A 16,235-nucleotide genomic window follows, 5' to 3' on the forward strand; every position below is an offset into this window, starting at 1 on the left:
AAATAATTTTAATGCTTTAATTTTTATTATTGTGTAGTTATATAGTTTCCTATCTACCTTTTAATGGTGGTTGTATACGCTTTACCATTTCATTCTCCCTCCGATCGTGAACCTGCCTGCCGGCAGGCAGGTCTCGAAAGTTCGCTTTCGCGAAAGCGTAATTATGTACACTTACATCATAGAAAGTGATTACTTTTTAATACCAGTAATCGTTTTTTCTACTTTTCGAATGTTCTTTGACTGATTTTTTATACTATTCAAAATCAGTTATTTAAAAAATGTTAAATACAGATCTATCGTAGCGAATTCATAGACCGTTTTGTATTTTTAGGTAATTAGTAACCTTAAAAACAATTAATTATGAAAAAGAAAGATCTAAAATCTTTAGAGCTAAACAAGGAATCAGTAGCAAATCTTGACAAATTAAAAGGAGGGAATGGATTAGAAAATGGTTCGGGTTCTCAAAATAATTCGCAATGTGGTTATTCTTGTGATCCTAATTTATGTACATCTGTTGAACCTTGGGGATGTTAATATGAGTTACAGGTAACAATGATTTGAAAAAGAGTACTCTTGCTAACTACTATGGGAAAAGATACTGTCTGAAAATTACTGTTATTTTGTCAAAAGTTTGTCGAAGTTTTTAATCTTTAAATTATAAAATGCCTTCGACAAACTTCTTTATACTTGCTTCGTAAATACCCAAGATTAGAGATGCTTTTTTACTTTTTTCGATAGAGTTCTAGTACTTCAATAGGTAGTTTATTTGTTGATTTTTCTAAGACCAATCCATATTCTTTTAATGCAGCATGTAATGTTTTGGGATCGTCTTCAAACCATTCTAATTCAATGTCGTAAGTTTCTGTTAGATGCGTGCTATCTATAACAGGGAGGTCTGTGAATTTTTCTAAATATTTTGTAAGTGTTGCTATAGGTGCTTTTGTAGTTGTAAGCGTTGATCCCATAAATGAGTATCCAAATGCACTAGCCTTTGATGCTGTGATGGTATTGTCTACATTCTTTAAGATATAACTATCTAGTGTATCTATACTTGTTTTGGCATGGATGTCAAAATGTTCTTGAAGCATGGTAATTCCTAACTGTTTCCAATCGCCTCTATATTTTTGGGAGGTTTCAATCAATAAGGAATATCGATGTTTTTTATCAAAAGGAAAATCTTTGTCGCTTAAGCTGTCTTTATAGACTATTCTATTAAAAGAAGGAATATCATATAGGGTTTTATAGAGCACGTCTAAGGTACGCGTCCACATTTTAATCCCATTATTTTCTCCATCGATGTCCTTTAGGTATTGAATTCCTCGTTTTTGTGCTTCAAAAGATCGTAATTCTAGCGTATAATCTGAATTAGAGATGGCTTTTATCGTTTTTCCTTTTACGAGTGTATCGGCATAAAAATCATTTTTTATAGCTACTGAAATTTCATCAGTTGCGATGAGCCTACGTATCACTTCTTTATTGATAGTCGTTGGATTTGTAATGCCTCTTACAATGCCATCTTTATCTATAAGTATAGCATGAGGAATTACTTTATAATTGAAATACTTAGTGTGCATTGTATCAGATGCAATGCGTAATGATGTACCTGAGCGTTTTATATATTTTTCAAGACGTTCTTTATTTTCTGATGAAACTGTAATGATTTCAATGTCATCTTTAAAGTGATTTTGCAAGCTGTCTAGTTTCTTCATTGCAGGAATGCACGGACCACACCAAGTAGCCCAAAACTCCAAAATAACGGGCTTCCCTTTTAGATCAGATAAGGGAAGCTCTGTTTGAGTACTATTTAAAATATTTTGAAAGGTATAATTAGGAATAGGTTTTCCTACTTCAACTACGGTACTTTCTTTTTTGCAGGCAATGAGGGAAACAACTAAAAAGAGGAAGAGTATTTTTTTCATTTTTGGTGGAGATTTAAAACAATCAAATCTATTTCATAATGCGCCTTCCCAAAATGATAAATGTGTGAATGGTTCTTTTCAATGAGGGAAAAGGTGGTTTTTCTGTGTAAGTAGCCGTAGTAACACCATTGATTTCAATTGCAGAACCCTTTGCTTTGATATAAACGTCATTTCAATGATTAGGTTTAATAATGCTATCTATAAACAGACATTTTTTCGTCCTACTTTGACAATTTCTTCAATTCCAAATTTGTCAAATCTCTCAAGTAATTCTCGTGTGCTATGTTGTTTTTTAAATTCGAGTTCCTCTTTATAAAGTGGAATTAAGGTATAAATGTCAATGATCTTATCATTTTCAAGTACAATCTCAGTAAAATCAGCTGATAACTCCATAGAATGTGCTAGCATGACCGAATTAAAGCCTATGCCTTCGGCAAACTCCGTATCCTCTTCGTGACCATAGGTATGTCCAAAACCTAGCCAAGTTTTATTAGGGTGTGGAAGCGCCATTAATTCTTTCATAATTCGCATAGGCCAATAGTTTTGTTCATCCTTAAAAGATTCATAGGCTAGGTTCCACTCTTTTGGAAGCAACATCATAACTTCTGCATATGGAGATGATGCTATATCTTTTGGAACATTCATAGGTAAGGCACTCATCCCACAGCTTAATAAAATATGAAAAGGTCTGTCTTCTGTTGCTTTGATAAAGTAAATGTCTTTATGAATGATTTCAGATTCTATTTCATTAAGCACGTCAATGTCTTCACTTTCATCGAAAAATTGATCTAAATGATTATCAATAATTGCTACACTATTGGGTACTTTTTTGGGTGTGTTTTTTACTGTTTTATGAGAACAAGAGAAAGCAAAGAATACAATGATAAGTATGGCAGTTTGACAACATGTCTTCATTTGGTTTTCATTTAGAATGAATTGCTATTAAGTAGCTTCTAAAATACAAAAGCTATAGATATAGACCTATAGCTTTCTGTGTTTAAAATGATGAGATTCATTCAATATGGGATTCGCCACATATAGTCTTTAGAAATCTTAGTTTTCTAATACTTCCAAAGCGCGATCTATTCCACTATCTACCCCTTCTTCAAAGTCTGCGGTTGAGAAAAAGGAAATTTGATTTTCTGGAGCACCAGGACCAATCCCTACAATTTCAAAAGTAACACCCTGCGCATCTGTATAGATCTCATTGGATAGTCCTACTTCGGCTCCATTGGGTAATACGTGATTTAATATTGTAGAAAATGCACCTGCGGTATTTTCTCCTACGATAGTCACATAAGGTTGATCTTTCAGACATAATGTAAAAAGCTCTCCTGCGCTTACCGTGATAGGACTTGCAAGTAATACAATGTCTTCTGTAAATTGAAAATTACCTTTAGGACCTATAGAGAAAGCAGTGTTCTCTGTATAACTATCTCCTAATCTCGCTTTTTTGAAATAGGACAGTCGTTCTTGATCCATAAAACGCGATGCGATATCTAAGGCTACGGTATCAATACCTCCTTCATTAAAACGGAGATCCAGTACGAGCTTCGAAATTCCTGCCGCAGTAAGATCTTCCATGATGGTATCTAAAATATCATTTAATGTCGATAACTCATTATTGAAATCTGTACCGTAGCCTTCCATCGTTAAGACATTAATATATCCAGTTTCATCATCTATCAATCCCCAGATAATATTATCTCTGTCATCTATTCCAAATTCACCTCCTAAGTATTCTGTAACGATGGTGATGAGTTTTTCATTACCAAGATCATAATAGTCTTGTATATCTTGTATGATCAAATCTCCGCTTAAGTTGGCGTTTAATCGTTCTAATAATCTAACATCTCCAGATTCAATTTCAATGCCTAGTTCGTCATCATAAATACTTACATGCCCATCTTCTAATACTAAAGCTAACTCTTCTATAATATCATATAAGTTTTCGGAAGTTACTTGATCTCTTAGGCTTTCATACTGAGCCCAGTCTATATTTCTAGCTTCAAAAAAAGCATAATAGTCATTAAAAATATTCCAGAAATGATCAAAATTCACCTTTGGCTCATCTGTCATAGCTATCTGGTCAGATAGACAGAATGGATTTTGTTCTGGAAGTCGTGTAAATACCACATCGATATCTGAAAGATCTGAAGAAGCAACGAGTTCATTTTCGCTTATTTGATTTAACTCAAAACCAAAGAAATCTTCGATTACAAAATCATCATCTTGTATGGCACATCCCGCTGCATTTACATTGTAAAATATATCGTTACTCTCTGTAAATTCAAAAATATATCCTTTCTCTTCAGAGAACCATATCTCACTTACCGAATCTCCTGTTGGAGGTGTTGGAGGAGTGGTATCATCATCATTGTTACAAGAGAAGAGAATGAATAAAAGAAAACATAAGAGTCCTTTTTTTATAATCATAAGTAGAAGTTGTTTGTTTATTGTTTGAAACATCATAGTTTTTGATTTTTAATTAGAAAAAGAAGTAACCAATAGATAGCTGAACGAAGCGATTTTTAGTAGTAATCCCTTCCACATTACTTATGTTAGCTATACCCAGATTGTATCTGGCATTAAAGAAAAGTCCGTTGTTGAGTGTATATCCTACTCCTAAGCCAAGACTAAAATCTACGCTTGTAAATGCATCTTTTATATTGGCATCTGTATCGGTATCTTCTGCAGAAAGTAAAAAACCTATTTGCGGGCCCGCTTCCAGACTTAATCCTTTTACCACATAATATTTTCCTATCAAAGGAACATTAAGGTAGGTAAGAATAGCTGATGAAGATCCTTGCCCTGAATACATCAATTCTGGTTGGAAAGAAATTTTTTCAGTAATAGGAACTTCTAAAAGCAAGCCAAAAGCAACATCTGAGGTAATGTCAAGCTCATCTTCAGCATCGTTAGTAATTGTCGCAAAGTTCAACCCAGCTTTAGCACCAAATTTTAGTTCTTGTGCACTACCAGTGGTTAATCCTATAACTGTGATGACAGTTATTAATAATCGTTTTTTCATTAATTACGTTTTTTGATTTATAGTTATAAAACTATAGCTATCAAAAAAGTAAAAGGGTAACTTTTGGTCTGGAGGTGTACTAAAACAGCAGGATTATACAAATCAGGACGTTTCTTGAAGCTTTCTATACGCACCTGGAGACATTCCTGAATTTGTTTTGAAAGCACTATAGAATGCACTCTTTGATTTAAAGCCCGCTTCCATACCAATGGCCTCTACAGAGTATTTGTTAAACACAGGATCGTGTAATAATTTTTTGGCGGCTTCAATGCGGTATTCATTTACAAATTGAATCACACTTTTGTTGAGCTCTTGATTGATAACTTGAGAGATATTCCCCTCACTAGTTCCCAACCGGGTGGCTAAATCTAATCTACTTAAAAGCGGATCTTTATATACTTCTTCCTCTTCCATTAAGACATACAGTTGAGGAATAATTTTGGAAGTCGTTGTTGGTTTGATTTTCTTTTTGGGTGCTGTAGTATCTGTTTTTTTCGAAACCAAATAGTCATGGATTTCATCCCTTTGTACGACAATTTGTAGCTTAAATACCCCATAATATAATACCCACCAGGATAAAAAAGAAACGAGTATCCATAGATAATCAACTGTGTATTCAGAATCGAATGCATAAAACTCTATACTTGATAAAAACCAACATAGAATAATCATCATCATAAAAAGGTTAAATCGTAATAACCATCGCCTTTTATCTTTTGAAATCGTGTTAGATTTTTTGATTAAATACCGACTCCAAAAGATTAAAAAAACATTCAAAAATAAGGTGCTAATATCTTTTGCATAAAATACAAAAACTGCAAAATCAGACTCATACAAATGAAAAATGTCATCCAAGTGAAGAATGGTTTCTACAATTACCGAACATATAAAAGGAAGATATAACCATTTATACCAAGGTCTTGTAAGATATACATGCTGAATTTGAATGAGGAAATACGTATATAAGGTCACTGCAATCAGTAACTCTATCATGACAAAATACAGAAAACTTAAAAATCCACTCTCAGGATTGATAATATCTAATAATGCCAAACTACTGATCAAGAATAGCGTTAGGGCAAGGTAATTATTGGCGCGACTCTTATAAAATCTAGTGGTGACTAAAGCAATACTGATGAAGTATCCTATGATGATACTTGCAATAATAGCTATGTCACCTAGTGTTGTAATCAATGATTGTAGGAATTAGTTAGTATGTATTTAGACTTATTGATGATATATAAGCACCCGCTAATATACATGGTATCTTAACTGAAAAAACCTAATTATAGTATAAGGATTCGTTAATTATATGATAATATGGAGATGCATGTATACGCTTTCGCGAAAGCGTATAAAACATTCATTGCAGTGTGAAATAGATCGTTTTTTTTTAATAGGATATCTGGTACAGACGAGAACTAGCTGGGAAAGCATTACCTGTAAGGTGCCAATTTACATACTTTTATTCTCTAACATCTTAAAATACTTGTGATATTCATCTCTTGATTCTTCTTCTAGATAGGGTTCTAATAATCCACAGCATATTTTCATATAATGGATTAACCGTTCCGTTTGATTTAATTTTGGTGATAGTTCAGAATCAATGGGCCAAAAATTATTTAGAATATTACCAACATTAATAAGTCTAATGATTTGGCTTTCTGTAATATCTTTTTTTAATATCCCCATTTGCATATAATATAAGAAGACTTGTTTAGCCATGTTTGTTTCTTCTATTCTGTTTTTAAAATAGGCTTCTTTAATTTTGGGATGATTGGTCAGTATTTCAAATAAGTTAAGATAGAAGAATTTGTATTTTTCTTGTATTAAGAATAGTGCTTTATGACAATCTAAATAGGTGTTTATTGTTGGTTCCTGTTTTTGAATAGTATCATATATTTTTTGATTTTCATCTAGTATTTCCTCATATAATTGCTGTAAGATTCTTTTTTTATCAGGGAAATGATAGGAAAAACTCCCTAAACTTATTTTTAGTTGATCACAGATCACTCTTGTGGTTACATTACTTATTCCTTTGGCATTATATAATAGTCTTGCTTGGTCAAGTATTTTCTGTTTCATATGTCAAAAATATTAAAATTCGTACATTTGTACGACAAAAAATATAGTTATGAATTTTTCAATAATAGATTTCCTTATTGGACTCACATTAATTAATACAATACCACATTTTGTACTTGGTATTTGGAAAGGTAGGATGTTTAGCGGACTTGGCTTTGGGAATACACAAAATATTCTATATGGAGTATTAAATCTTGTAATCTCCATATGCCTATTTGTCTATAAATATGGTTTTGAAGGAATGATTCAAAATAGCATGTATTTAGGGGCGCTCTTTGTGATTTTTTCCTATTTTATCGTTGGGAATATATGCTACACCTATTTTCATAAAAAATATTATTCAAGACAGGCGTAATAAATTGTATAGATAGTTGGGAATGTTATTTTTCAATAAAGCACTCATCACAAACGAGTGTTAGCGGGGGATACTCTTACTCATTCTTCATCTCCCAATTGAAATTTAAAGATTTGCATTTTGGGCATTCAACATATTCTCCTTTTAAGTAATCAACATTACAGCGATTACACTTCCCGTAGATGGTATTGATGTGCATTACTGAGAACTTAGCATCAATGTGTTCTACACCATACAATGTTCTTATTTTATCAATAGCCTCCATAAATTTATGATCAATTTTTAATGCAGTTAGGAGTTTCTTTTCCTCAATAGTAAATTCAGGAATTTGATAGGCTCTTTTTCCACAACGCTTACAAGACTTTATCATAGGTATTAGAAATTCTCAGGGTTGTGTTTGTTTATAAGTAATGTTTTAAGATAGCTTCTAAAAATATGAAAAACAAACAAAGTAACATTCTAGTTTTTATATGTAAGATGGGTAGCACTTTTATTAGATAGCATTCGTCACAGACGAGCGCTAGTGGGGGAATATTTTGGTTCTATCCATTTCTTATAAATAAAAAAATCGATTAATGGTAGACTGATAATAATGAGTAATAAAGCTAATTGAGACATAACTAATGATATATATTGATTGTATAATAAAGAATCAAACCATACTATTAGTTTATCTTTTATTGCTTGTTCAATATCTTTATGTCCTACATCTAATAAGAAATCCATTCCAGTACTAAACTCTTCATATGATAATGATTCGTCAATATTTACATGGGCTTTTGCTCCAGCTGCATTAAGCATACCATAGACAGATATTTTGTAAATATCATTTCCATACTTACTTATTAGAAAGTTTGCTAATTTATTTTTATTGTTATCTATAACAGAATATCCTGTATTATATTCTGTTGCTGTTATTTTTAGATACTCTTCTAAAGCAATGGAACTATCTTTTACCTCTCGTGCAGATTGTTGTAATTTAATAATATATTCATTTTTGCTTTTTTCTGATTCAAAAGATAGTTTAAGAATATTGTTATAAACACTAGATATGATAGCTCCATTCTCTTTATCCAGAATCTTGTATACCCCTGTAATAAAACCAATATTTCCAAAAAGAAATAGAAATCCAATAATAAGCACAGGAACATATAATTTTGCTACCCAATTATAATATTTAGGTTTTCTTTTTAAAATTTTTTTCTTGTGTAGAATAATAGCGTAAAAGATTGATATAAGTAAACCAAGAAATAAAAATATAATGATGTTAAAAATTAAAGTTCCTGTGTGAGGTAGCACAATATTTTTAATAATATCCCAAATCATACCCCATTCTATTTTATCAAAATCTTCCATTTTATATATTCCTGATTAATGTATTTGAACCGAAAATGAATGATATCCAATTAAAAGAAAAATGATAACGTAAATAGTCTGTGGTTTCATTGATTGTAAATATTTCATAACAACCCTTATGGTTGCCTGTTATGGATTAAAAATACATAAACCTGTTTACTTAATTGTCAGATAACACATAGATATGCGTTTATACCATAAAATCTTGCTGTAATTATGATTAGTGTGTCTTTGTTATCAAGAGGTATTGACTTTGAGTCATAAATTCTTACTCCATACGGCACTCGTCACAGACGAGCGCTAGCGGGGACTTTGCAAATAGACACTGACTTTTTGATTAAACACCAATCTCCCTATTGCTATATATAGTGTTAGGCTTTGTTTTTGTATTCATTTATTATTTCATCATCCCATACTTGGACTTCAATATATTTGTCATATTTAAACCTTTCTTCTGTTTTACATTTTTCATCCGATGGGACTCCGTAATTATTTATTAGGTCATTCATTTCATCCAACAAGAAAACTTGTCCGTTACAATCTTTTCTATAAGTAGCGAGTTTTGGCTCATCGTAAAATTGAAATGAAACCATACTATCTGGATAAGTAAAACTTATATGTTCAGGTTTAAAGTCGGTTAAAGGAATTTTTATAACACCAGGATTCACATACCAAGATTTCGCCCAATCACATTCTCCTAATGTAAAATAAAAAGGGTCATTTCTGTTAGGTTTTCCACCTTTTGAGATTAATTGTTCCTTAATTCTCTTTTCTAACGCTAACCTTAATTCAATATAATTTTCAGGTCTTTTGCTATTCCAACCTTTCGAGATTTGATTTTGGATTTTTTCAGCTTTTTCATAACCATATTCGGTAATATTTCGGAATGGTCCGTTGTCGAGTTCGTAATAATGAAATAAGAATTTCGGTATAATCATATTTTTTTTTCAAATAAAGCCTAATTTGTTTATATCATTACCTCTAAAATAATAAATATCCTTCTAAGGGTGAGTGAATTGTAGGGCAACAATATATAATTAGTTGTTTGTTAGTGATTTGTACCGTATACAAACGACTTCAAATAATTATAAACGTTTGTAATTAAAATGAAACCTACCTATTCCAAAACACTTTCTCGTACGGCTTCCCGTAAATGGGAATAAAATATTTTTAGCATCTTTTTGTGAGATTGAAAAAGATAGAAGGTTCTTTGTTTCTAAGATACAGACATAAGATCGCTTCGCTGAAAGACATAAGACACTTCCTAAAGAAATAAGTCCTACGTCCTACAGTCTTACGTCTATATTGACTTTCGCGCAAGCATAAAAAATCAATCCTTTCACCAAAAAAATAATCCCTCATTTACCATCACAAACACCCCTCAAACCAACGCTTTCACCACACCTTAGAAACCCTCTCTAATGCTACGAAAACGTTATCATTCCAATATTCCAGACCAACCGGCTATTTATCCATTAAAAAAGAGTACTTTTGCACCGCCAAAAACGGGCTCGTCAAACAGACCGTTTTATAGAAGGCACTTAATTTAAAAGATCCCGTTTGTTCGGGCATTCGTTATGGATATTAGAAACATCGCCATTATTGCACACGTTGACCACGGTAAGACTACTTTGGTAGACAAGATTATGTATCACTGTGAACTTTTTCGTGAAAACGAATCTAAAGGAGAACTCATCCTTGATAACAATGATCTGGAACGTGAACGTGGAATTACCATTACTTCTAAAAACGTATCGGTAAACTATAAAGGAACCAAAATCAATATCATTGATACCCCTGGTCACGCCGATTTTGGAGGAGAGGTAGAGCGTGTATTAAATATGGCAGATGGCGTATGTCTACTCGTAGATGCTTTTGAAGGACCGATGCCACAAACGCGTTTTGTATTACAGAAAGCGATTAGTTTAGGATTGAAACCTTGTGTGGTGATCAATAAAGTAGATAAAGAAAACTGTACACCAGAAGAAGTACATGAGAAGGTATTTGACCTCATGTTTGAATTAGGAGCAGAGGAGTGGCAGTTAGATTTCCCAACCGTATACGGAAGTGCAAAGCACAACTGGATGAGTGATGATTGGGAAAAGCCAACAGATTCTATCGAACCATTATTAGAAATGGTGATGGCAAATGTACCAGGACCAAAAATTGAAGAAGGAAATACACAGATGTTAATTACATCGTTGGATTTCTCTTCATTTACAGGTCGTATTGCGATCGGCCGTTTAACACGTGGCGAACTGAAAGAAGGGATGCAAGTTTCTTTAGTAAAGCGTGATGGGACAATTAAGAAAACACGTATTAAAGAATTACATACATTTGACGGTTTAGGACGTAAGAAAGTACAAAGTGTACAAGCAGGAGATATCTGTGCGATTGTAGGACTAGAAGGATTTGAAATTGGTGATACCGTTGCCGATCTTGAAAATCCAGAAGGACTAGCAACCATTGCGATTGATGAGCCAACCATGAGTATGTTATTCTCAATTAACGATTCGCCATTCTTCGGAAAAGACGGAAAGTTTGTAACGTCTCGTCATATCAAAGAGCGTCTTACAAAAGAATTAGAAAAGAACTTAGCCCTTCGTGTAGAAGAAACTGATAGTGCCGATAAGTTTATGGTTTATGGTCGTGGGGTAATGCACTTATCTGTATTGATCGAAACGATGCGTCGTGAAGGATATGAATTACAGATTGGACAACCACAAGTAATTATTAAAGAAATAGATGGTGTAAAATGTGAGCCTGTTGAAGAGCTTACGATTGACCTTCCAGAGCATGTATCTGGAAAGGCAGTAGAGTTTGTATCACTTCGTAAAGGAGAGATGCTTTCTATGGAAGCCAAAGGAGATCGTATGATTATCGAATTTATTGTTCCTTCTCGTGGGATTATCGGATTACGTAATCAGTTATTAACAGCAACAGCTGGAGAAGCGATTATGGCACACCGTTTTAAAGAATACCAACCACTTAAAGGTGATATTCCAGGGCGTATCAACGGATCGTTAGTATCTATGGAAAACGGAAACGCAATTCCTTATTCTATCGATAAGTTACAAGACAGAGGGAAGTTCTTTGTAGATCCAGGAGAAGATATTTATGAAGGTCAGGTAATTGGAGAAAATAGCCGTCAGGATGATATGACAGTAAATATCACCAAAACAAAAAAGCTTTCTAACGTACGTTCTTCAGGAGCCGATGATAAAGCAAAGATTGTTCCTGCGATCAAGTTTTCTTTAGAAGAAGCCCTAGAATACATTCAGAAAGATGAATATGTTGAGGTGACACCAAATCACTTACGTTTACGTAAAGTATACTTAAAAGAAGTAGACCGTAAGCGTAATAAGATTGTATAAGTTTAGAAACTAAAAAGTAAGTATACCTACCTTATATCATTTCTCCCTCTGGGAGAAACAGGAATGAGGGAATATAAAAAAGAGTGCTTATTTTTAAATTATATAAATCCTCGTTTGTTTTCAAGCGGGGATTTTTTGTTCCCTCATCCTAGCCTTCTCCCCAAGGGAGAAGGAACTCTTACGTTTATTTGTTTCTTTATACGCTTTCGCGAAAGCGTATAAAAATATCATAACGGCTCCTCACCTCTCTGAGGGGAGGTGGCTACATCGAGGATGCGAGATGTAGACGGAGGGGAGTTGTTTATAATTTATATATAAGAGTTCTCTATTGCGCTCGCACGGACAATCTACGAGGAAACTATCATATATGAGTTTTCCCTCCTAGAAAGGAGGGCTAGGGAGGTGTTCTAACATATTTAAAACTTAATTGAACATGATAAGATAGCTTCCCATTTTTATATCTTAGCAGAGATAATTACAGGGTTGTAAACGATAGTTGCAATTCTGTCGTTATCCATAAGACACTAAGTAACCAAAACCATTATTATAAAGAATACTACGCTATATACCGTACAAACGTACCAAGCATCCGATCGCACTACGTGGAATGATTTTATCGCTTCCGCGAAAAATGCCACTTTCTTATTCCATCGCGATTTTATGGAGTATCACAGTGATCGGTTTATGGATCACTCATTACTGGTGTACAAAGGATCAAAACTCATTGCAGTATTGCCAGCAAATCGTGTAGATCAGGCGTTATATAGCCATCAAGGATTGACCTACGGCGGATTGGTAGTATCCCCAAAAATCAAACTTGCAGAGGTCATTGAAGTGTGTCAGGCGCTTTTAAAACAGCTACACGATCAAGGAATCACCACATTACATCTTAAGGAATTCCCTTCGTTTTATAGCGCATTGCCTTCAGAAGAAATGGCATATGTTCTACAGTTAGTACAAGCACGCTGTACACGTGTTGACACCGCTTCTGTAATTGATTATCGTAACCGACTAGGGATACAATCCAATAGAATAGAAGGGGTGAAAAAAGCACAGAAGCAAGGATTACGTATCGAGGAAACACAAGATTTTAAACCTTTCTGGAATGAGATTTTGTTGCCCAGCCTAGAAAAACGACACGCGGCTAAGCCAACGCACACCCTAGAAGAGATCAGTTCGCTTCAAGCAAAATTTCCTAAACATATCAGGCAGTTTGCGGTTTATAAAGAAGATCAAATAGTAGCTGGTGCTACGATTTTCCAAACGAAAACAACAGCCCATGTACAATACATTTCGGCCAATGAGCAGAAACAAGAATTAGGAGCCTTAGATTTCCTTTTTGAAACATTGATTACAACAACTTTTGCTGATCTGTGGTATTTTGATTTTGGAATCTCTAATGAGCAACAAGGTACCAAGCTCAATAAAGGACTCTCCTATTGGAAGGAGTGCTTTGGTGCGCGTACCAACGTACATCGATTTTATGAGATTGAGACTGCAAACCATCACCTTTTAAACAACGTATTCTTATGATTCCATTTTTAGATTTACGTGCTTTAAATGCACCCTATGATGCCGAATTTCAGGAGAAGTTTAAAGCTTTCCTTGAGAAAGGATGGTTTATTTTAGGGGATGAGGTACGTCTATTTGAAGAAGAATTTGCTGCCTATTGCGGTACAAAACATTGTATAGGAACCGCCAATGGTCTCGATGCCCTTCGATTGATTCTAGAAGGATATAAAATATTAGGAAAACTCTCCGAAGGCGATGAGGTATTGGTCGCTTCCAATACGTATATCGCTACCATTTTAGGGATTCGTCAAGCCGGATTAGTCCCTGTGTTAGTAGAAGCTAATCTAGAGACTTATAATTTTGATTTTGCCGATCTTCAAATGAAAGTCACGGTAAAGACCAAGGTGGTGATGCCTACCCATTTGTATGGGCAATTAGCAGATATGGAGGCAATGTCCGCTTTCGCGAAAGCAAACAATGTATTAATCGTAACAGATTCTGCACAATCTCATGGAGCTAAAACTTCTCAGGGAAAACGAAGCGGCAATTTAGGAGATGCTTCTGGGTTTAGTTTTTACCCAACGAAGAATCTTGGAGCACTTGGTGATGGAGGAGCCATTACAACAAATGATTCAGCGCTCGCCGAGGTTGTCCGATCCTATCGTAATTACGGATTTAAAGAACGGTATGTGAGTGCTTACGAAGGGTTGAACTCGCGTCTGGATGAAATACAGGCCGCGTTTTTACGTATAAAACTAAGAGATTTAGATACTTCCAATACGCATAGACGAGCGATTGCAACACGCTATATAAACGAAATTAAAAATCCTAAAATCACACTTCCTTCTTGGAATGGAAGTGAAGATCATGTGTTTCATCTTTTTGTGATACGATGTAAAATAAGAGCGCATCTTTGTGACTATTTAAAAACGAATGGTGTGGGAACAATTATACATTATCCAGTACCACCACATCAACAAGCGGCTTTGAAAGATTATAACAATGTATCATTTCCAGTGACAGAGCAAATCCATGATGAAGTGGTGAGCATTCCTTTAAATCCTGTGATGGATGATGCTATGGTATCGCAGGTAATTTCAATTTTAAATTCGTATTAATTGGAAGACGAGAAGAAGTCATATCAACAAGTGATGAAGGCAACTTCACTCTTTGGCGGTGTGCAAGTACTTCGTATTCTCGTGACGGTGATTCGATCTAAGGTGATGGCTGCTTTGCTTGGACCTGAAGGCGTGGGGATTTCCAATCTGTTAACCCGCCCATTACAGCTTATTACAAAAGCTACTCAATTAGGGCTTGATAAGAGTGCAGTGAAAGAGATTTCATCGCACTACAAAGAAGGAGAAGAAAAACAAGCGTACAGAATGATAGCCATTCTTAAACGTTTGGTATGGATCACCGCGATTATAGGGGCTATTTTTACTGTTGCTTTTTCGGGTGTTTTAAGCAAATTTACATTCGACTCTTACGAATATACCTATACCTTCATGTGGTTAGGACTAGCGGTCGTTTTTAATCAATTAGCCATGAGTAATCTTGCTATTTTGCAAGGACTTCGGAAATTGGCGTTTCTCGCCAAAGCCAATATTTATGGTGCTATCGCAGGACTGATTGTTACGATTCCTTTGTATTACTATTTAGAGCTTGATGGGATTTTACCTGCTATTGTTGCGACTTCGGGTTTTGTATTTCTATTTGCCTATTTCTTTGCCAAACAAACCGTAAAGGCACATGCTTCAGTAACAAATGACACTGTTTTTTCTGAGGGAAAACCGATGATCAAATTGGGATTGGCGTTAAGCTTTAGCAGTATCGTAGGATTGGTAGTTGCGTATCTTATTTTAGTGTTTATCCGTTCTGAAGGCGGTGAAGTAGAGGCAGGGTTTTATGGTGCAGGAATTGCTATTCTCAATAATTATGTCGGGTTGATTTTTAATGCCATGTCTACCGATTATTATCCGAGACTTGCTGCTGTGTGTGAGGATATAAAGGCAGTCATTAAAACTGTTTTTGAGCAAGCTTTTATTGCTATTTTATTAATTACGCCTATTGTGATTGTATTTATTGCCTTTGCTCCTTTACTGATTACCTTGTTATATTCTAACGAATTTGAACCTGCGGTGTCATTAGTACGCTGGGGCATTTTAGGGATGGTATTTAAAGCCATTTCTTGGTCTATTGGATATGTGATTATTGCAAAAGGCGATTCTAAACTCTTTACAAAAACAGCCATTGCTTTTAATAGTATTTTGCTTATTCTTAATGTGATAGGGTATTACTATTGGGGATTAGAAGGCATTGGAATTAGTTTACTGGTTTATTTTATCATCCATTATTTAGGAGTACGTATCATAACGTATTACCGATATGGCTTTAAAATGAAAGCAGGGTTTTATCCTGTATTTTTGATCTGTTTCTTATTATGTGTGGGTGCTTTTCTAGCGACGTATATGGAACAAGCTTTATTTAAATATGGCATACTTATCGGTTTAATTGTAATTTCTTCGTTATATTCATTTCGATTATTAGACAAGAAAATTGGATTTCGATCGTTGCTAGATACGATCTTAAAAAGAAAAAAATAA

General features: G+C 34.4%; 15 protein-coding genes. 6 read left to right on the top strand and 9 right to left on the bottom strand.

Features of this window, described 5'->3' with window-relative positions:
* Nucleotides 1-360 precede the first annotated feature (360 nt).
* Complete coding sequence (locus CHB80_RS24610) at nt 361-534, top strand: hypothetical protein (RefSeq protein ID WP_179218134.1); 174 nt, start codon at nt 361-363, stop codon at nt 532-534.
* A gap of 188 nt (nt 535-722) precedes the next feature.
* Here the strand turns inward: CHB80_RS24610 and CHB80_RS10920 are convergent, their stop codons facing one another.
* The 6 genes from CHB80_RS10920 to CHB80_RS10945 form a co-directional block, all read right to left on the bottom strand.
* Nucleotides 723-1,919, bottom strand: coding sequence for a redoxin domain-containing protein (locus CHB80_RS10920; protein ID WP_089371503.1), 1,197 nt, complete (start codon nt 1,917-1,919; stop codon nt 723-725).
* A 198-nt stretch (nt 1,920-2,117) separates the two neighbouring features.
* A complete protein-coding gene (locus CHB80_RS10925) occupies nt 2,118-2,834 on the bottom strand; it encodes a suppressor of fused domain protein (RefSeq protein WP_089371504.1) in 717 nt (238 codons plus the stop codon).
* 138 nt (nt 2,835-2,972) lie between these two features.
* Nucleotides 2,973-4,355: a S41 family peptidase gene (locus tag CHB80_RS10930; protein WP_179218135.1), complete on the bottom strand. Its 1,383-nt coding sequence runs from the start codon at nt 4,353-4,355 to the stop codon at nt 2,973-2,975.
* A gap of 52 nt (nt 4,356-4,407) precedes the next feature.
* Complete coding sequence (locus CHB80_RS10935; RefSeq protein ID WP_089371506.1) at nt 4,408-4,950, bottom strand: porin family protein; 543 nt, start codon at nt 4,948-4,950, stop codon at nt 4,408-4,410.
* Nucleotides 4,951-5,052: 102 nt separating this feature from the next.
* Nucleotides 5,053-6,144: a helix-turn-helix domain-containing protein gene (locus tag CHB80_RS10940; protein ID WP_089371507.1), complete on the bottom strand. Its 1,092-nt coding sequence runs from the start codon at nt 6,142-6,144 to the stop codon at nt 5,053-5,055.
* A 261-nt stretch (nt 6,145-6,405) separates the two neighbouring features.
* Nucleotides 6,406-7,035, bottom strand: coding sequence for a TetR/AcrR family transcriptional regulator (locus tag CHB80_RS10945; protein ID WP_089371508.1), 630 nt, complete (start codon nt 7,033-7,035; stop codon nt 6,406-6,408).
* A 49-nt stretch (nt 7,036-7,084) separates the two neighbouring features.
* Between CHB80_RS10945 and CHB80_RS10950 the strand changes: the two genes are divergently transcribed.
* Nucleotides 7,085-7,390 carry a hypothetical protein gene (locus CHB80_RS10950; protein WP_089371509.1) on the top strand — a complete coding sequence of 102 codons (306 nt, stop codon included), beginning with the start codon at nt 7,085-7,087 and terminating at the stop codon, nt 7,388-7,390.
* 76 nt (nt 7,391-7,466) lie between these two features.
* Here CHB80_RS10950 and CHB80_RS10955 read toward each other — a convergent pair whose 3' ends face one another.
* From CHB80_RS10955 to CHB80_RS10965, 3 genes are all read right to left on the bottom strand, one after another.
* A complete protein-coding gene (locus CHB80_RS10955; protein ID WP_089371510.1) occupies nt 7,467-7,760 on the bottom strand; it encodes a hypothetical protein in 294 nt (97 codons plus the stop codon).
* Between the two features lie 137 nt (nt 7,761-7,897).
* Nucleotides 7,898-8,746 carry a hypothetical protein gene (locus tag CHB80_RS10960; RefSeq protein WP_089371511.1) on the bottom strand — a complete coding sequence of 283 codons (849 nt, stop codon included), beginning with the start codon at nt 8,744-8,746 and terminating at the stop codon, nt 7,898-7,900.
* A 371-nt stretch (nt 8,747-9,117) separates the two neighbouring features.
* Nucleotides 9,118-9,684: a hypothetical protein gene (locus CHB80_RS10965; RefSeq protein ID WP_089371512.1), complete on the bottom strand. Its 567-nt coding sequence runs from the start codon at nt 9,682-9,684 to the stop codon at nt 9,118-9,120.
* A 639-nt stretch (nt 9,685-10,323) separates the two neighbouring features.
* Between CHB80_RS10965 and typA the strand changes: the two genes are divergently transcribed.
* The 4 genes from typA (at nt 10,324) to CHB80_RS10985 (ending at nt 16,235) form a co-directional block, all read left to right on the top strand.
* Complete coding sequence (typA, locus tag CHB80_RS10970) at nt 10,324-12,120, top strand: translational GTPase TypA (RefSeq protein WP_089371513.1); 1,797 nt, start codon at nt 10,324-10,326, stop codon at nt 12,118-12,120.
* Nucleotides 12,121-12,780: 660 nt separating this feature from the next.
* A complete protein-coding gene (locus CHB80_RS10975; RefSeq protein ID WP_229746837.1) occupies nt 12,781-13,653 on the top strand; it encodes a GNAT family N-acetyltransferase in 873 nt (290 codons plus the stop codon).
* Entirely contained in the window at nt 13,650-14,750 is a 1,101-nt protein-coding gene (locus CHB80_RS10980; RefSeq protein WP_089371515.1) for a DegT/DnrJ/EryC1/StrS family aminotransferase, read from the top strand. Before CHB80_RS10975 ends, CHB80_RS10980 begins: the two co-directional genes overlap by 4 nt.
* The gene (locus CHB80_RS10985) at nt 14,751-16,235 is read left to right on the top strand and encodes an O-antigen translocase (protein ID WP_143337109.1); all 1,485 of its coding nucleotides are present in this window, start codon (nt 14,751-14,753) and stop codon (nt 16,233-16,235) included.

Source organism: Dokdonia pacifica, assembly GCF_900188275.1.
In the GTDB taxonomy this organism is placed as follows: Bacteria; Bacteroidota; Bacteroidia; order Flavobacteriales; family Flavobacteriaceae; genus Dokdonia; species Dokdonia pacifica.

Bases quoted from the DNA above. Each gene is read 5' to 3' on its own strand.
- CHB80_RS10960 (WP_089371511.1), bottom strand. From the start codon at position 8,746: ATGGAAGATTTTGATAAAATAGAATGGGGTATGATTTGGGATATTATT.
- CHB80_RS10945 (WP_089371508.1), bottom strand. From the start codon at position 7,035: ATGAAACAGAAAATACTTGACCAAGCAAGACTATTATATAATGCCAAA.
- CHB80_RS10935 (WP_089371506.1), bottom strand. From the start codon at position 4,950: ATGAAAAAACGATTATTAATAACTGTCATCACAGTTATAGGATTAACC.
- CHB80_RS10965 (WP_089371512.1), bottom strand. From the start codon at position 9,684: ATGATTATACCGAAATTCTTATTTCATTATTACGAACTCGACAACGGA.
- CHB80_RS10975 (WP_229746837.1), top strand. From the start codon at position 12,781: ATGGAGTATCACAGTGATCGGTTTATGGATCACTCATTACTGGTGTAC.
- CHB80_RS10955 (WP_089371510.1), bottom strand. From the start codon at position 7,760: ATGATAAAGTCTTGTAAGCGTTGTGGAAAAAGAGCCTATCAAATTCCT.
- CHB80_RS24610 (WP_179218134.1), top strand. From the start codon at position 361: ATGAAAAAGAAAGATCTAAAATCTTTAGAGCTAAACAAGGAATCAGTA.
- CHB80_RS10980 (WP_089371515.1), top strand. From the start codon at position 13,650: ATGATTCCATTTTTAGATTTACGTGCTTTAAATGCACCCTATGATGCC.
- CHB80_RS10930 (WP_179218135.1), bottom strand. From the start codon at position 4,355: ATGATTATAAAAAAAGGACTCTTATGTTTTCTTTTATTCATTCTCTTC.
- CHB80_RS10950 (WP_089371509.1), top strand. From the start codon at position 7,085: ATGAATTTTTCAATAATAGATTTCCTTATTGGACTCACATTAATTAAT.
- CHB80_RS10925 (WP_089371504.1), bottom strand. From the start codon at position 2,834: ATGAAGACATGTTGTCAAACTGCCATACTTATCATTGTATTCTTTGCT.
- typA (WP_089371513.1), top strand. From the start codon at position 10,324: ATGGATATTAGAAACATCGCCATTATTGCACACGTTGACCACGGTAAG.
- CHB80_RS10920 (WP_089371503.1), bottom strand. From the start codon at position 1,919: ATGAAAAAAATACTCTTCCTCTTTTTAGTTGTTTCCCTCATTGCCTGC.